This window comes from Streptomyces sp. NPDC045021 (genome assembly GCF_056432645.1).
In genome coordinates this window covers 387,488-402,830 of sequence record NZ_JBWKIQ010000008.1, presented here as the reverse complement: position 1 = coordinate 402,830, position 15,343 = coordinate 387,488, and the positions used below count along the sequence as shown (strand labels likewise).

Sequence of the window (15,343 nt, the reverse complement as noted above, 5' to 3'; positions counted from 1 at the left end):
CGATGAGCTGGCCTAGGGTTTTACGGATCGGTAGTACCGGCGGGCGCCTTCGTGCAGGGGGAGCGGGTCGGTGAAGACGGCGGTGCGCAGGTCCACCAGTTGGGCGGCGTGCACCTTGTTGCCGATCTCGTCGCGGCTGTCGATGACCGCGCGGGTGAGCCGTTCGACGAGTCCGGTGTCCGCCCGGTCGGTCGTCACGAGCAGGTTGGCGACGGCGATGGTCGTGACGGCCGTGCCGTGCTGCATCGTCGGATAGGCGTCCGCGGGCATCACCGCCTGCCGGTAGTAGCCCATCGGGTCGCCCTTGGCGTGCAGCTTGTCCACCAGGTCGCCGAGCTGGACGAGCTTGACGTTGCTCGACGCAGCCAGAGTGTTCACGGCGTTGGTCGGCAGGCCGCCGGACCAGAAGAACGCGTCCAGCTTGCCCGCCTTGAGCAGGCCGGGCGCCGTGTCGATGCCGACCGGCACCGCGGTGAGGTCCTTGGCCGGGTTGAGCCCGGCGGCGTCCAGCAGCCGGCGGGTTATGAGGTTGACGCCGGAAGCCGCCTGGCCCACCCCAACGCGCTTGCCGCGCAGGTCACGGGCGGAACTTATCGGCGAGTCCCGTGGGACTATCAGCTGCATGTAGTCGTCGTACAGCCGCGCGCAGGCGCGCAGGCTGTCCTTGCCGGGGCCCGTGTAGTCCGCCACCGCGTCGGCGGCGGCGATCGTGAAGTCGGCCCGCCCCGAGGCGACGCGTTGCACGTTGTCGACCGAGCCCTGCGACTGGACGAGGTTCACCGTCACACCGGGCAGCTGGTCCCGCAGATCGGACTTGAGCATCTTGCCGTACGTCTCGTACACGCCGGTGGCCACGCCGGTGGAGAAGGAGACCGGTTCGCGCGGATACGAGGGACCGCGGGACGGCAGCAGCCACCACAGCAGCAGCGCGAGTGCGGCGGCGGCCGCGAGGGCCGACTGCAGCGCGCGGCGTCTGCCGATGTGGGGGACGTTCATGGTCCGGATCCTGCCAGGCGGGCGCCGCCGTGGGTAGGGCAGGCTCCCGCGGGCGGGGCCCGAGGGGCGGGAGGGGCCGAGGGGGCCGGGCCGTCCGCGGCTCTCGGTACCCCCGCGCCCCCCGTACCCTGGTTGGGTGAGCGGTGAGGTGGCTGGTTTGAGGACATACGAGGTCCGCACCTACGGGTGCCAGATGAACGTGCACGATTCGGAACGGCTGTCCGGCCTCCTGGAGGGCGCGGGCTATGTCCGTGCGCCCAAGGGGGCCGACGGGGCGGACGTCGTCGTCTTCAACACCTGCGCGGTGCGGGAGAACGCCGACAACCGGCTCTACGGCAACCTCGGCCAGCTCGCCCCGCAGAAGGCGGCCCGGCCGGGCATGCAGATCGCGGTGGGCGGCTGTCTCGCCCAGAAGGACCGCGACACCATCGTGAAGCGGGCCCCCTGGGTCGACGTGGTCTTCGGCACCCACAACATCGGCCGGCTGCCGGTGCTGCTGGAGCGGGCCAGGATCGCCGAAGAGGCACAGGTCGAGATCGCCGAGTCGCTGGAGGCGTTCCCCTCGACGCTGCCCTCGCGTCGCGAGTCCGCCTACGCCGCGTGGGTCTCGGTCTCGGTGGGCTGCAACAACACCTGCACCTTCTGCATCGTGCCCGCGCTGCGCGGCAAGGAGGAGGACCGGCGGCCCGGCGACATCCTCGCCGAGGTGGAGGCCCTGGTCGCCGAGGGCGTCGTCGAGATCACCCTGCTCGGGCAGAACGTGAACGCGTACGGCTCGGGCATGGGCGACCGCGAGGCGTTCTCCAAGCTGCTGCGGGCTACCGGGCAGATCGAGGGGCTGGAGCGGGTGCGCTTCACCTCCCCGCACCCGCGTGACTTCACCGACGACGTGATCGCCGCGATGGCCGAGACGCCGAACGTGATGCACCAGCTGCACATGCCGCTGCAGTCCGGCTCCGACACCGTCCTCAAGGCGATGCGCAGGTCGTACCGGCAGGACCGTTACCTCGGCATCATCGAGAAGGTGCGCGCGGCCATGCCGGACGCCGCCATCTCCACCGACATCATCGTGGGCTTCCCGGGCGAGACCGAGGCGGACTTCGAGCAGACGATGCACGTGGTGCGCGAGGCGCGCTTCGCGCAGGCGTTCACCTTCCAGTACTCCAAGCGCCCCGGGACCCCGGCGGCCGACATGGACGGGCAGATCCCCAAGGAGGTCGTCCAGGAGCGCTACATGCGGCTGTCGGCGCTCCAGGAGGAGATTTCCTGGGAGGAGAACAAGACGCAGATCGGCCGCACGCTGGAGGTGCTGGTCGCCGAGGGCGAGGGCCGCAAGGACAAGGCCACGCACCGCCTGTCGGGCCGTGCGCCCGACAGCCGCCTGGTGCACTTCGAGAAGCCGGCCGGTGTCGAACCCCGCCCCGGCGACATGGCCACGGTGGAGATCACCTACGCCGCCCCGCACCACCTGCTCGCCGAGCGCCCCGCGCTCTCCGTGCGGCGCACCCGGGCCGGTGACGCGTGGGAGCAGCGCACCGCCGCGCCCAAGGCGCCGGCCGGCGTGATGCTGGGGCTGCCGACGATCGGCGCCCCGGCGCCGTCGCCCGTGGTGGAGAGCGGCTGCGGGCTCGGCTGACGGCAAGGGCGCCGCGCGTTCCGCCGGACCCGCGAGGACGTCGCGCGGTTCCGGCGAACCGGTGTCCACGGTCCGCCGGAACCGCGCAGTGCCCCGTTAGGCTGCGCTCATGCTCGTAGCCGCCGCAGTCTGCCCGTCCGCCCCGCTGCTCGTACCCGAGGTCGCGGCCGGTGCCGCGTTCGAACTGGACGCGCTGCGTGCCGCGTGCGCCGATGCCATCGGGGTGCTCGCGGCGTCCCGGCCGGACCGGCTGGTGGTGATCGGCCCGGCGGGGCAGCCCGACCGGGGACGGCACCACGAGGGCGCGCGCGGTTCCTTCCGGGAGTTCGGCGTGGACCTGGACGTAGTCCTCGGCACCGCACCCGAGACCCCGGCCGAGGACGCCGGCGCCGACCGCGCGCTGCCGCCCTCGCTGGCCGTCGCCGCCTGGCTGCTGCGCGGCTGGGCCGCGGCTCCGCTGGAGGGTCTGGGCGTGGGCGAGCCGCTCGAACAGGACCGCTGCGCCGCCACCGGCGCCATGATCGCGGCAGCGGCGGACCGGGTCGCGCTGCTGGTGATGGGCGACGGCAGCGCCTGCCGCACCCTCAAGGCGCCCGGCTATCTGGACGAGCGCGCGGAACCCTTCGACGCCTCGGTCGCCGCCGCACTGGCCGCCGCCGACACGAAGGCGCTGGCCGCGCTGGACGCGGAGCTGGCGGAGACACTCAAGGCCGCGGGTCGCGCCCCCTGGCAGGTCCTGGCGGGCGCCGCGCAGGACGCCGGCCTGGCCGGACAGCTGCTCTACGAGGACGCTCCGTACGGCGTCGGCTATTTCGTCGCCACGTGGACGTAGCCACCGCCCTGGCGTAGCCGCCCCCCTGGTTGCACGCGGCACCGACGGCACCGACGGCACCGACGACTCAGACGGCGGAAGGCCGCGGGGCCGAAGCACCCGCGGCCTTCCCGCGCGCAGAGCCACGGGGAGATCAGGCCGGAGTGTCCGGCCCGCTTCCCTCCTTGCCGCCCTTCAGATGGTCCAGGGCGCCCTTCGCCTTGTGCACACCCGTGTCGATCTTGTCCGTGTACTTGCCGTGGGTCTTGGAATCCACCGCGTGGGCGGCCTTCTCCAGCCCTGACTCGATCTTTTCTCCGCCCTGGTGTGCGAGGCCGCCCGCCTTCTCCTTGGCCAGGCCGAGTTTGTCCTTGATCGTGTCCATGAGGCTCATCGGGCACCTTCCCTCGAGACAGCTATGTGCGGGCGCCCTCACCGGCCTCGCTGTCGGCGGCGTCCGCTGTGGACTGCTGCTTGGGGATGCCGACGGGCTCCGCCGCAGCATCCGGCTCAGCGTCCTCGTCCGGCTCCGTCCGCTGCTCCGCCGCGGCGGGCTCCGCGACCACCTCGACGTCCTCCGGCTCCGCCGTCAGAGTGACGGCTTCCGCCGCCTCGGTTGACGGGTCGGCCGACTGACGTCGAAACCATCCGAAAACGCCCATTTCTACTCCAGACCATACTCGTGAGGTCGAAATTCCGCGTTGCCCGGGGCGCCTCGTTGCGCTGCTCGGGTCGGGCCGGTCCGTAGAACCCGGAATCCGGCCGGCGGAATCTCTCCAGAGGCAACGAGTCCGGCGGCGCTCCGTCACGTCCCTCGATCGTGAGGGGGCCCGGAGGTTTGGGAGACTGGACACGTGCTGCACACTCCCGGGGAGCGACCCCCCGTACTTCCGAGCAAAGATCTTGTCATCGCCGTCGTCGGCCCCACCGCGGCCGGCAAGTCCGATCTGGGCGTAGCCCTGGCCCAGGCCCTGAACGGTGAGGTCGTCAACGCCGACTCCATGCAGCTCTACCGGGGCATGGACATCGGCACCGCCAAGCTGACCACCGGCGAGCGCCACGGCGTGCCGCACCACCTGCTGGACATCTGGGACGTCACCGAGGCCGCGAGCGTCGCCGAGTACCAGCGCCTCGCCCGCGCCGAGATCGACCGGCTGCACGCGGCCGGGCGGACACCGGTGCTGGTCGGCGGCTCCGGGCTCTACGTCCGCGGCGCCATCGACGCGCTGGAGTTCCCCGGCACCGACGCCGCCGTCCGGTCCCGGCTGGAGGCGGAGCTCGCCGAGCAGGGATCCGCCGCGCTGCACGCCCGGCTCGCCGCCGTCGACCCCGAGGCGGGGCGTGCCATCCTGCCCAGCAACGGCCGGCGGATCGTCCGGGCGCTGGAGGTCGTGGAGATCACCGGCCGGCCGTTCACCGCCAACCTGCCGGGCCCCGACTCCATCTACGGCACCGTCCAGATCGGCGTCGACGTGCCGCGGCCCGAGCTCGACGAGCGCATCGCGCTGCGCGTCGACCGCATGTGGGACGCGGGACTGGTGGACGAGGTGCGGGCGCTGGAAGCGGTCGGCCTGCGGGAGGGGCGCACCGCCTCGCGGGCGCTGGGCTACCAGCAGGTACTCGCGGCGCTCGTGGGGGAGTGCACCGACGAGGAGGCGCGCGCCGAGACCGTACGGGCCACCAAGCGCTTCGCGCGCCGCCAGGACTCCTGGTTCCGTCGCGATCAGCGGGTGCACTGGCTCACCGCCCGTGGCCCGGAACTCACCGAACAGGCGCTGACGTTGGTCGCAGCTGCGGTTACAGCCTGATCACGTGATGGCATCGGGACGCCTCAGCGTGAGGAGACGGCCACGCGGCCGTGCCATCATCGAGCAACGAGTTACGGCGTCAGAGATTGGGGAGGGCGCGTGGCGATGGAAGCCGGTCCCCGAGACTCTTCACCCGACCGTCATGCCAGGGCCGAGGCCCAGCCCGGGACGGACGAGCTGCTCGACCCCGGGACGCTGATCGACCCGGAGACGATGATCGAACCGGAACTCGTTCCGGTGGAGCTGCGGCCGCAGCGGCGGCTGCGGATCTGGCAGCTCGCCCCGATCGTCGCCCTCGGTGTCGGCGGGTCCCTGATGTTCGCCTTCCCCCTCGCCTTCGAGTTCGGCGACGGCGGCGCGGTCGTGGCCATGCTCGGCCTGCTGCTGAGCTGCTGCTCCGCGGGGTGGGGCATCATGGCCGCCCGCCGGGTCGGCTACACCTGGCCCGGACTGCCCGCCCGTGGCTCCGGCCGCCGCGCGGACTGGCGCTTCATCGTCGCCTACACGCTGATCAGCGCCCTGCTGGCGTTCCTCGCCATCTGGCGCGTCGCCCGCCTGCGCTGACCCCGCCCGCGCTCGGTCGCGCCGCGGCGGTGGCCTTACGCTTGTCCCTGTGACCACCACGCAGCAGAGCCTTTCCTTCCTCAAGGGCCACGGCACCGAGAACGACTTCGTGATCGTCCCCGACACGGACGGGCGCATCGAGCTGTCCGCGGCGGCTGTCGCGCGGCTGTGCGACCGCCGGGCGGGCATCGGCGGCGACGGGCTGCTGCGGGTCGTGCGCTCCGCGGCCCATCCGGAGGCCGCCGGCATGGCCGGCGAGGCCGAGTGGTTCATGGACTACCGCAACAGCGACGGCAGCATCGCCGAGATGTGCGGCAACGGGGTCCGGGTCTTCGCCCGCTACCTGCAGCGCGCCGGCCTCGCCGTTGCCGGTGACCTGGCGGTGGCCACCCGCGCGGGCGTCCGCCGGGTGCACATCGCCAAGACGGACCCGGACGGCACCCTGGGCGAGATCACCGTCGGCATGGGCCGCGCCGCCCTGCCCGAGGGCGAGGTGGCCGTCGCCGTGGACGGACACAGCTGGCCCGCGCGCAACGTCAACATGGGCAATCCGCACGCCGTCGCCTTCGTCGACAGCCTGGACGACGCGGGAAACCTGTACGCCGCGCCCGCCGTCACGCCCGCCGCCGCGTACCCGACCGGCGTGAACGCGGAATTCGTCGTCGACCGCGGTGAGCGCCATGTGGCGATGCGCGTCCACGAGCGTGGCTCCGGTGAGACCCGCTCCTGCGGCACCGGCGCCTGCGCCGTCATGGTCGCCGCCGCCCGCCGCGACGGCGCCGACCCGGCCGTCACCGGACGCCCCGTCACCTACACCGTGGACGTGCCCGGCGGCCGTCTGGTGATCACCGAGGGCGTCGACGGCGAGATCGAGATGACCGGCCCGGCCGTGATCGTCGCCGAAGGGACCATCGACCCGGAGTGGCTGGCCGCGCCGAACGCCTGACTGCCCGCCACGGCCCGCGACAGCGTCGGGAATCGGAGTTCCGGGCCGCCTTTGCGAACGAGCCTTCCGTACTGACTTCCCGCACTTGTTCCCTCGAACGGGTGATGGCGATCACTCTCGACGAGAGCGCGGCTGCCGCACGTGGTGGGCTCGATAGCATCAAGCACCGGCGCGGCCCCCATTCTCCGTGGAGAGCGCCCGCCGCCGGTTGACGCTGCCGGAGGTGCCCGATGAGCGCGGACAACGCAGTGGATGCCGCCCCCGCCCCCGACGATGAGGGCCGCAGGCGCGGACTTCGCCGCATCGACCTGCGCCGACTCGGCCGCGCGGCACTGCTCGGCCCCGGTGGCCGGGAATGGGGCCTGCCCGCCGGTGGCCGGGGCCAACGCGTGCCGGATGCCATCGAGCACCTCGCCAAAGTGCACCGGCTGCGCCATCCCGAGGTCGGCGCGGCCGGTATCGAGACGCTGCGGCGCGCGTATCTGCTCGCCGAGTCCTCGCACCGCGGTCAGATGCGCAAGAGCGGCGAGCCGTACATCACGCATCCGCTCGCCGTGACGCTGATCCTGGCCGAACTCGGCGCGGAGACAACGACTCTGACGGCCTCTCTGCTGCACGACACCGTCGAGGACACGGAAGTGACGCTCGATCAGGTTCGGGAGGAGTTCGGGGAGGAGGTCTGCTACCTCGTCGACGGCGTCACCAAGCTCGAACGGGTCGACTACGGCGCGGCCGCCGAGCCCGAGACCTTCCGCAAGATGCTCGTCGCCACCGGCAGCGACGTACGCGTCATGTCGATCAAACTCGCCGACCGGCTGCACAACATGCGCACCCTCGGGGTGATGCGCCCCGACAAGCAGGCGCGGATCGCCAAGGTCACCCGGGACGTCCTCATCCCGCTCGCCGAACGGCTGGGCGTGCAGGCGCTCAAGAGCGAACTGGAGGACCTGGTCTTCGCCATCCTCCACCCCGAGGAGCACGCCCGGACCCGCGCGATGATCCTCGCCAACGCCGCCCGCCCGGACCCGCTGGCAGCCGTCGCCGACGCCGTGCGGGGCGTGCTGCGCGAGGCCGGGATCGCCGCCGAGGTCGCCATCCGGCCGCGGCACGCCGTCTCCGTCCACCGGGTGCTGCTCAAACGCCGCGCCGCCGAACTCGGCGGCTGCGAGTTCGGACGGCTGCTGGTGCTCGTCGCGGAGGACGCCGACTGCTACGCCGTCCTCGGTGAGTTGCACACCTGCTTCATCCCGGTGATCGCGGAGTTCAAGGACTTCATCGCGGCCCCCAAGTTCAACCTGTACCAGTCGCTGCACACCGCCGTCGCCGACGAGGAGGGCCGGATCGCCGAAGTCCTGGTCCGCACCCGGCAGATGCACCGCGTCGCCGAGGCCGGTGTCATCGCGCTGGGCAATCCGCACACCGTCGCCGAGCCCCCGCAGGCCGCCGACGGCGAACGCGTCGACCCCACCCAGCCCGGCTGGCTGTCGCGGCTGCTCGAATGGCAGCGCGACGCCCCCGACCCCGACACGTTCTGGACCGCGCTCCGCGCCGACCTCGCGCAGGACCGCGAGGTCACCGTCTTCTCCGCCCACGGCGGAGACACCACCGGCACCATCCGGCTGCCCGCCGGGGCCAGTTGCGTGGACGCCGCCTACGCGCTGCACGGCGAGGCCGGCCACTCCTGCGTCGGCGCCCGCGTCAACGGACGCCTCGCACCGCTGCGCAGCAAGCTGCGGGACGGCGACATCGTGCAGATCCTGCTGGACGAGACCGGCGCCTCCGGCCCGTCCGTCGACTGGCTGGAGCACGTCCGCACGCCGGCGGCCCGTATCGCCGTCACCCGCTGGCTGGAGCTCCACCCGGCGCAGCCCGCCGACGAGGAACCCGCGGCCCGCGCGGAACGCCCCGCGTACAGCGCGGACACCGCGGCCGAGGACGAACCGGTCGCCGTCACCGACCTGGCGGGCGCCGCCGTCCGCCTCGCGCGCTGTTGTACGCCGGTACCGCCCGACGAGGTCACCGGTTTCGTCATCCGCGGCGGCACCGTCGCCGTGCACCGCGAGGAGTGCCCGACCGCGAACCGGATGACCGGCGCCGGCCGCGCCCCGATCCCCGTGCGATGGCGCGGCGGCCGCCCCGCCGGAGCGGGATTCCGCGCCACCCTGCTCGCCGAGGCGCTCGGCCGGCCCCGGCTGCTCGCGGACCTCACCGAGGCCATCGCGGGCCAGGGCGTGGGCATCGTCTCCGCCTCCGTCGAACCTCCGCAGGAGCACCGGGTGCGCCACACGTACACCGTGGAGCTGCCCGACGCGGAGGCGCTGCCGGGCCTGATGCGCGCCATGCGGTCCGTGCCCGGCGTCTACGACGTCTACCGGGCCCAGCGGGCGATGGCCGCCGCGCGGCGGTAACGGGCGGTACGCGGTCGGATCTGATCCGGTCCGGTCGGGTCCGGACAGTCGGCCGGGCGGATCAAGGCGGATCAGGGCCGATCGGGTGCGGTGCTGCGCGTCGCGCGTCCGCGGCCGCCGCCCCCTGATAGCGGTAACCCATGATCCCCATCACGCCGCGCAGCGGCGCCGTGCTGGCGGCGTTCGCCGCCGTACTGACCCTGACCGCGGCGGACCTGCCCGGTGATCCGGCCGCATCGGCTTCCGGCATCGGCGACCGGCTCTACCCGGACCTCGGCAATCCCGGCTACGACGTGGCCGCCTACGACCTCTCCTTCGACTACCACGGCCAGGACAAGCCGCTGGACGCCGTCACCCGCATCAAGGCCCGCGCTCTCGCGCCGCTGACCGGCTTCCATCTGGACTTCGCCGACGGCACGATTCGATCGGTGCAGGTCAACGGGCGTCCGGCGGCTTACAGCAGGGAGCGCGAGGAGCTCGTCGTCACCCCCGCGGAACCGGTGGAGGCCGGCGGCGAGCTGCTGATCACCGTCGCCCACACCAGCGACCCGCGCGCCGCGAACACCGGATGGGTGCGGACCGCCGACGGGCTGGCGATGGCCAACCAGGCCGACGCCGCGCACCGCGTCTTCCCGTGCAACGACCATCCCTCGGACAAGGCCGCCTTCACCTTCCACGTCACGGCCCCCGAGGACCTCACCGTCGTCACCAACGGCGTTCCCGACACCGCGCCCGTGGCCGCGCCCGGATCCGCCGTGACCTGGACGTACCGTCCGGCGAGCGCGATGGCCACCGAGCTCGCGCAGGTCTCCATCGGGCGCTCCGCCGTACTGCACCGCGCCGGTCCGCACGGGATGCGGCTGCGCGACGTCGTCGGCGCCGCCGACCGCGACCGGCTGGAGGCCCGGCTCGCGATGACCCCCGGGCAGATCGCCTGGATGGAGGAGCAGGTCGGTCCCTACCCGTTCGAGACCTACGGGATTCTCAGCGCCGACACCACCACCGGCTTCGAGCTGGAGACCCAGACCCTCTCGCTCTTCGAGCGCCGCGTCCTGCTCGCCCCCGAGGCGCTGGCCGCCCCGCTGATGGTCCACGAGCTCGCCCACCAGTGGTTCGGCGACAGTGTCACCCCCGCGACCTGGTCGGACCTCTGGCTGAACGAGGGCCACGCCACCTGGTACCAGTGGCTGTACGGAGCGCAGAAGTACGGCGTCGACCTCGACCAGCAGGTCCGCGCCGCCTACTCCGGCGACAACCGGGTACGGAAGGCCGACGGCCCGCCCGCCGAACCGAAGGTGCCCGAGCCGGGCAAGCTCGGCATCTTCCGGAACAACGTCTACGACGGCGGGGCGCTCGCCCTGTACGCCCTGCGCCAGGAGATCGGCGCCCCCGCCTTCCAGCGGCTGGAGCGTGCCTGGGTGGCCGGCTACCGGGACGCGACCGCCTCGACGGCCGATTTCACCGCCCTCGCCTCCGAGGTCGCCGGACGGGACCTGAGCGGCTTCCTGCATGCCTGGCTGTACGGGGCCGTCACCCCGCCGATGCCCGGCCACAGCGACTGGGTCGCCGGCCCGGCCGGAACCCGCGCGGCGACGCCGGCGAAACCCGCGTGACCCTCGGCGGCGGGCGTGCGACCATCGTAATGACGGACAACACGCCCGTCCTCTTCCCAGCCGATCGACCAAAGGATCCAATGACCTCCTCTTCCTCCTCTTCACAAGACCGCCAGCGCCTCCCCGAGAGCCTTCGCGCAGACGCCCTGATGGAAGAGGACGTCGCCTGGAGCCACGAGGTCGACGAAGAGCGGGACGGTGCTCAGCTCGAACGCTCCGACCGCGCCTCGCTGCGCCGCGTCGTGGGTCTGTCCACCGAGCTGGAGGACGTCACCGAGGTCGAGTACCGGCAGCTCCGTCTGGAGCGCGTCGTACTCGTCGGTGTCTGGACCTCCGGAACCGTGCACGACGCGGAGAACTCCCTCGCGGAGCTCGCCGCCCTCGCGGAGACCGCGGGCGCCCTGGTGCTCGACGGCGTGATCCAGCGCCGCGACAAGCCGGACCCGGCCACGTACATCGGTTCGGGCAAGGCGCGCGAGCTGCGGGACATCGTGCACGAGACGGGCGCCGACACGGTCGTCTGCGACGGTGAACTCAGCCCCGGCCAGCTCATCCAGCTCGAAGACGTCGTCAAGGTCAAGGTGGTCGACCGCACCGCCCTGATCCTCGACATCTTCGCCCAGCACGCCAAGTCCCGTGAGGGCAAGGCCCAGGTCTCGCTCGCGCAGATGCAGTACATGCTGCCGCGACTGCGCGGCTGGGGTGCCTCGCTCTCCCGCCAGATGGGTGGCGGCGGATCCAGCAGCGGCGGGGCCGGCGGTGGCGGCGGTATGGCCACCCGCGGTCCCGGTGAGACCAAGATCGAGACCGACCGGCGCCGTATCCGCGAGAAGATGGCGAAGATGCGCCGGGAGATCGCGGAGATGAAGACCGGCCGCGACCTCAAGCGGCAGGAACGCAAGCGCAACAAGGTGCCGTCGGTCGCGATCGCCGGATACACCAACGCGGGCAAGTCCTCGCTGCTCAACCGGCTCACCGGCGCGGGCGTGCTGGTGGAGAACACGCTGTTCGCCACCCTCGACCCGACCGTACGCCGGGCCGAGACGCCCGGCGGGCGGCTGTACACGCTGACCGACACGGTCGGTTTCGTACGGCACCTGCCGCACCACCTGGTCGAGGCGTTCCGCTCCACCATGGAGGAGGTCTCCGAAGCCGACCTCATCCTGCACGTGGTGGACGGCTCGCACCCGGTCCCGGAGGAGCAGCTCGCCGCCGTGCGGGACGTCTTCCGCGAGGTCGAGGCGCTCAAGGTGCGCGAGATCGTGGTCATCAACAAGGCGGACCTGGCCGATCCGCTCGTGCTGCAGCGCATGCTGCGGAACGAGAAGCACGCCATCGCGGTGTCCGCCCGCACCGGCCAGGGCATCGACGAGCTGCTCGCGCTGCTCGACGAGGAGCTGCCGCGGCCCGAGGTCGAGATCGACGCCCTCGTGCCGTACAGCCAGGGCGCGCTCATCGCCCGGGCGCACGCCGACGGCGAGGTGCTCTCCGAGGAGCACACCGGCGAGGGCACGCTGCTCAAGGCGCGGGTGCACGAAGACCTGGCCGCCGAGTTCGAGTCGTTCGCGCTCGTCGCGAAGCACTGACCGGTTCGCCGGCCGGTTCGCCGGAGCACGTACGGAAGGGCCCGTCCGGTGGGGACGGGCCCTTCCGCGTGCGGTGCCCTGAGGCTCCGGCGCTACTTGAACTGCTTGCTCACCTTGTCGTACACGGCCTTCGCCTCGGCGCCCAGGTGCGGGCCCGCCAGCCAGGTCGCCGTGATCGGGCCGATCGAGGTGTTGCTGACCAGCGACACCTCATTGTTCGCCGGGTTCTTGGCGTACCAGCCGCCGCCCGACGAACCGCCGGTCATGGTGCAGCCGAGCCGGTACTCGGTCGGCTGGTCGGCGACGAGCGACAGCCGGCCTGCCTTGCCCGTGCAGTTGAACAGCCGCTGGCCGTCGAAGGGCGGCGCGGCCGGGTAGCCCCAGGCGCCGATGTTGCCCATCTTCGTCACGGACGGCGCGTTGAACCACACCGGAAGGGCGGAACCGACCTTCTCCTCCAGCGACTTGGTACCGCTGGCCTTGTCCGGGGTCACGTGCAGCACCGCGAAGTCGTAGGGGGAGCCCTTGCCGCCGGTCTCCGCGCCGTTCGCGATCCACTGGTCGGAGGTGGCCGCGCCGTCCGCCCAGAAGACGCCGAGCGGTGCGAGCTCGTCGCGCTTGGCGCCCTTCAGTTGCGCCGCGGTCTTCCCGCTGTCGTTGTACGACGGGACGAAGATGACGTTGCGGTACCAGCCGCCCTCGCCACCGGCGTGCACGCAGTGACCCGCGGTCCACACCAGGTTGGACTTGCCCGGGTGGGCCGGGTCCTTCACCACGGTGCCGGAGCAGACCATCGAGCCCTTGGGGCCGTCGAAGAAGAGCTTCCCGTCGCCGGGCCCGTTCTCGTGGTACGGCGCGTCAACGGCCTTGGCCTTGTTGACCGCGGGCACCGGGTCGGTCTTGCCCTTGTCCGCCGCGACGTCGTCGGGCACCTTCTTGTCGTTCTGCTCCGCGCCCTTCATCCGGTCGTTGTCCCACAGACCGTCGATGACCGGGTTGATGAATTCGGAGGCCTTGCGCAGCCACTGGTCCTTGTCCCAGTTCTTCCAGGCCCCGTCCTGGTAGGCCTTCTTCCACTTCTCGAGGTCCCCGAGGCTGGTGGGCAGGGAGCTGGGGAGCTTGGGGCCGTCCGCACTCGTGACCGAGGCGCTCGGCTTGGGATCCGCCTTGTCGTCCGACGGCCCGCAGGCGGTGGCCGACACCGCGAGCAGGGCCGCGACCGCGGCGGCGGCCAGTGGCCGGCTTATGGATGGCATGGGTTGTGTCCCCCTGGTTGTCTAACGGCATTTCGGCCCCGGTGAAGGGGCGGTCCCCCACTATGCCGGGTGCTGTGGGGGACGGTTCGCAGCGGGTCCGCGGTTCCGGCGCGAAAGATCTCCCGGCCGACCGTGATCGGACCAGCGGCGCGTCGTTAGTGCGCATGGGGGACGACTACCGGAGGAGTGAGCACGTGGCCGCCATCCAGAGCGCGCCGGAGCAACTGGCCGAGCCGGCAGACGACTTCCCGGTGGGGCAGGGGATCCTGCGACGCCAGTCGATGCGTGAGTCCGCGGCCCGTACCTACGCCCGCTCGCTGCCTGTCGTACCGGTCAGAGCCCGCGGGATGACGGTCGAGGGCGCCGACGGCCGCCGCTACCTGGACTGCCTGTCCGGCGCGGGGACGCTGGCCCTCGGACACAACCACCCGGTCGTCCTGGAGGCGATCCGCGCGGTCCTGGACTCCGGGGCCCCGCTGCACGTCCTCGATCTGGCCACACCGGTGAAGGACGCGTTCACCACCGCCCTGTTCGAGACGCTGCCGCCGGAACTGGCGGCCCACGGGCGGGTGCAGTTCTGCGGACCCGCCGGCACCGACGCTGTCGAGGCGGCCGTCAAACTCGTACGCAACGCCACCGGTCGCGGCGGGCTGCTGGCCTTCACCGGCGCCTACCACGGCATGACCGCGGCCGCGCTGGCCGCGACCGGGGACACGGTGGCGCGCGCCACGGTCGGCGAGGCGGACGCGCGGGTGACGCGGCTTCCGTACCCGTACGAGTACCGCTGCCCGTTCGGCACCGGCGGCGACCGCGGCGCGGAGCTGTCCGCCCGGTGGACCGCGAGCCTGCTGGACGACCCCAAGGGCGGTGTACAGCCGCCCGCCGGGATGCTGCTCGAAGTGGTGCAGGGCGAGGGCGGGGTGATCCCCGCGCCCGAGGCGTGGCTGCGCCGGATGCGGGAGATCACCGCGCGCCGCGGCATCCCGCTGATCGTCGACGAGGTACAGACGGGTGTCGGGCGCACCGGCACCTTCTGGGCCGTCGAGCAGAGCGGCATCGTGCCCGACGTGATGGTGCTCTCGAAGGCGATCGGCGGCAGCCTCCCGCTCGCCGTCATCGTCTACCGGGAGGAGCTGGACACCTGGCGGCCCGGCGCCCACGCCGGCACCTTCCGGGGCAACCAGCTCGCCATGGCGGCGGGCACCGTCACCCTGAAGTACGTCCGCGAGCACGGCCTCGACGAGCGGGCCGGCACCCTCGGTGGCCGGATGCTCGCCCGGCTGCGCGGGCTGGCCGCGCACCACCCGTGCATCGGGGACGTGCGGGGCCGCGGCCTGATGATCGGCGTCGAGCTCGTCGACACCGAGGCCGAACCCGACGACTACGGGTCGCTGCCCGCGGCACCGCGGCTCGCCGCCGCCGTGCAGCAGGAGGCCCTGCGACGCGGTCTCATCATCGAACTCGGCGGCCGGCACAGCAGCGTCGTCCGGCTGCTCCCTCCGCTGACGATCACCGACGAGCAGGCCGAGGCGGTGCTCGAACGGCTCGCGGACTCCATCGCGGCGGCCGAACGGGCGGTCTCCGCGGCCCCCGGGGTTTCCGGCGCGTGCGCCGGTTCGGAGTTTTCCCGTGCGTCCGAAGACGCCGCAGCGATGGAGGAGCGCGCATGACGAGCCCGCCGGTCACGGCCGAGTACCCCCCGACCTCCGGGCCGACGGG

General features: G+C 72.4%; 13 protein-coding genes. 9 read left to right on the top strand and 4 right to left on the bottom strand.

The genetic code is table 11. From position 1 onward, the window contains the following. Window positions 1–12 precede the first annotated feature (12 nt). Window positions 13–996, bottom strand: a complete 984-nt coding sequence (locus AC07DC_RS25255; RefSeq protein WP_478916742.1) for a TAXI family TRAP transporter solute-binding subunit — start codon at window positions 994–996, stop codon at window positions 13–15. A gap of 148 nt (window positions 997–1,144) precedes the next feature. Here AC07DC_RS25255 and miaB point away from each other — a divergent pair, with 148 nt between their 5' ends. Then, window positions 1,145–2,632 carry a tRNA (N6-isopentenyl adenosine(37)-C2)-methylthiotransferase MiaB gene (gene miaB / locus AC07DC_RS25250; RefSeq protein ID WP_478916789.1) on the top strand — a complete coding sequence of 496 codons (1,488 nt, stop codon included), beginning with the start codon at window positions 1,145–1,147 and terminating at the stop codon, window positions 2,630–2,632. Window positions 2,633–2,741: 109 nt separating this feature from the next. Beyond that, window positions 2,742–3,464 carry a class III extradiol dioxygenase subunit B-like domain-containing protein gene (locus AC07DC_RS25245; RefSeq protein WP_478916741.1) on the top strand — a complete coding sequence of 241 codons (723 nt, stop codon included), beginning with the start codon at window positions 2,742–2,744 and terminating at the stop codon, window positions 3,462–3,464. A 133-nt stretch (window positions 3,465–3,597) separates the two neighbouring features. Here the strand turns inward: AC07DC_RS25245 and AC07DC_RS25240 are convergent, their stop codons facing one another. Both AC07DC_RS25240 and AC07DC_RS25235 read right to left on the bottom strand, forming a co-directional pair. Further along, window positions 3,598–3,837: an antitoxin gene (locus tag AC07DC_RS25240; protein ID WP_478916740.1), complete on the bottom strand. Its 240-nt coding sequence runs from the start codon at window positions 3,835–3,837 to the stop codon at window positions 3,598–3,600. A gap of 22 nt (window positions 3,838–3,859) precedes the next feature. After that, entirely contained in the window at window positions 3,860–4,105 is a 246-nt protein-coding gene (locus tag AC07DC_RS25235) for a hypothetical protein (protein WP_478916739.1), read from the bottom strand. 195 nt (window positions 4,106–4,300) lie between these two features. Between AC07DC_RS25235 and miaA the strand changes: the two genes are divergently transcribed. From miaA to hflX, 6 genes are all read left to right on the top strand, one after another. Continuing rightward, a complete protein-coding gene (gene miaA, locus AC07DC_RS25230) occupies window positions 4,301–5,251 on the top strand; it encodes a tRNA (adenosine(37)-N6)-dimethylallyltransferase MiaA (RefSeq protein WP_478916788.1) in 951 nt (316 codons plus the stop codon). A 105-nt stretch (window positions 5,252–5,356) separates the two neighbouring features. Continuing rightward, a complete protein-coding gene (locus tag AC07DC_RS25225) occupies window positions 5,357–5,815 on the top strand; it encodes a hypothetical protein (RefSeq protein WP_478916787.1) in 459 nt (152 codons plus the stop codon). A gap of 49 nt (window positions 5,816–5,864) precedes the next feature. Then, window positions 5,865–6,761, top strand: coding sequence for a diaminopimelate epimerase (dapF, locus tag AC07DC_RS25220; RefSeq protein WP_478916738.1), 897 nt, complete (start codon window positions 5,865–5,867; stop codon window positions 6,759–6,761). A gap of 230 nt (window positions 6,762–6,991) precedes the next feature. Further along, a complete protein-coding gene (locus AC07DC_RS25215; RefSeq protein WP_478916737.1) occupies window positions 6,992–9,169 on the top strand; it encodes a RelA/SpoT family protein in 2,178 nt (725 codons plus the stop codon). Between the two features lie 140 nt (window positions 9,170–9,309). Continuing rightward, on the top strand, window positions 9,310–10,782 hold the full coding sequence (locus tag AC07DC_RS25210) for a M1 family metallopeptidase (protein ID WP_478916736.1): 1,473 nt from the start codon (window positions 9,310–9,312) through the stop codon (window positions 10,780–10,782). 80 nt (window positions 10,783–10,862) lie between these two features. Beyond that, complete coding sequence (gene hflX, locus AC07DC_RS25205; protein ID WP_478916735.1) at window positions 10,863–12,368, top strand: GTPase HflX; 1,506 nt, start codon at window positions 10,863–10,865, stop codon at window positions 12,366–12,368. A 92-nt stretch (window positions 12,369–12,460) separates the two neighbouring features. On the opposite strand, the gene AC07DC_RS25200 is transcribed toward hflX, so the two are convergent. Beyond that, window positions 12,461–13,624 (bottom strand): trypsin-like serine peptidase, encoded by a 1,164-nt coding sequence (locus AC07DC_RS25200; protein WP_478916734.1) that lies wholly within the window; start codon window positions 13,622–13,624, stop codon window positions 12,461–12,463. A 164-nt stretch (window positions 13,625–13,788) separates the two neighbouring features. On the opposite strand from AC07DC_RS25200, the gene AC07DC_RS25195 reads away from it, so the two are divergent. Continuing rightward, a complete protein-coding gene (locus AC07DC_RS25195) occupies window positions 13,789–15,294 on the top strand; it encodes a diaminobutyrate--2-oxoglutarate transaminase (protein WP_478916733.1) in 1,506 nt (501 codons plus the stop codon). Window positions 15,295–15,343 lie beyond the last annotated feature (49 nt).

Excerpts from the sequence above, each read along its gene's own strand:
- AC07DC_RS25195 (WP_478916733.1), top strand. The coding sequence starts at position 13,789 with ATGGGGGACGACTACCGGAGGAGTGAGCACGTGGCCGCCATCCAGAGC.
- hflX (WP_478916735.1), top strand. The coding sequence starts at position 10,863 with ATGACCTCCTCTTCCTCCTCTTCACAAGACCGCCAGCGCCTCCCCGAG.
- AC07DC_RS25240 (WP_478916740.1), bottom strand. The coding sequence starts at position 3,837 with ATGAGCCTCATGGACACGATCAAGGACAAACTCGGCCTGGCCAAGGAG.
- AC07DC_RS25255 (WP_478916742.1), bottom strand. The coding sequence starts at position 996 with ATGAACGTCCCCCACATCGGCAGACGCCGCGCGCTGCAGTCGGCCCTC.
- AC07DC_RS25215 (WP_478916737.1), top strand. The coding sequence starts at position 6,992 with ATGAGCGCGGACAACGCAGTGGATGCCGCCCCCGCCCCCGACGATGAG.
- AC07DC_RS25225 (WP_478916787.1), top strand. The coding sequence starts at position 5,357 with ATGGAAGCCGGTCCCCGAGACTCTTCACCCGACCGTCATGCCAGGGCC.
- AC07DC_RS25245 (WP_478916741.1), top strand. The coding sequence starts at position 2,742 with ATGCTCGTAGCCGCCGCAGTCTGCCCGTCCGCCCCGCTGCTCGTACCC.
- AC07DC_RS25200 (WP_478916734.1), bottom strand. The coding sequence starts at position 13,624 with ATGCCATCCATAAGCCGGCCACTGGCCGCCGCCGCGGTCGCGGCCCTG.
- AC07DC_RS25235 (WP_478916739.1), bottom strand. The coding sequence starts at position 4,105 with ATGGGCGTTTTCGGATGGTTTCGACGTCAGTCGGCCGACCCGTCAACC.
- AC07DC_RS25210 (WP_478916736.1), top strand. The coding sequence starts at position 9,310 with ATGATCCCCATCACGCCGCGCAGCGGCGCCGTGCTGGCGGCGTTCGCC.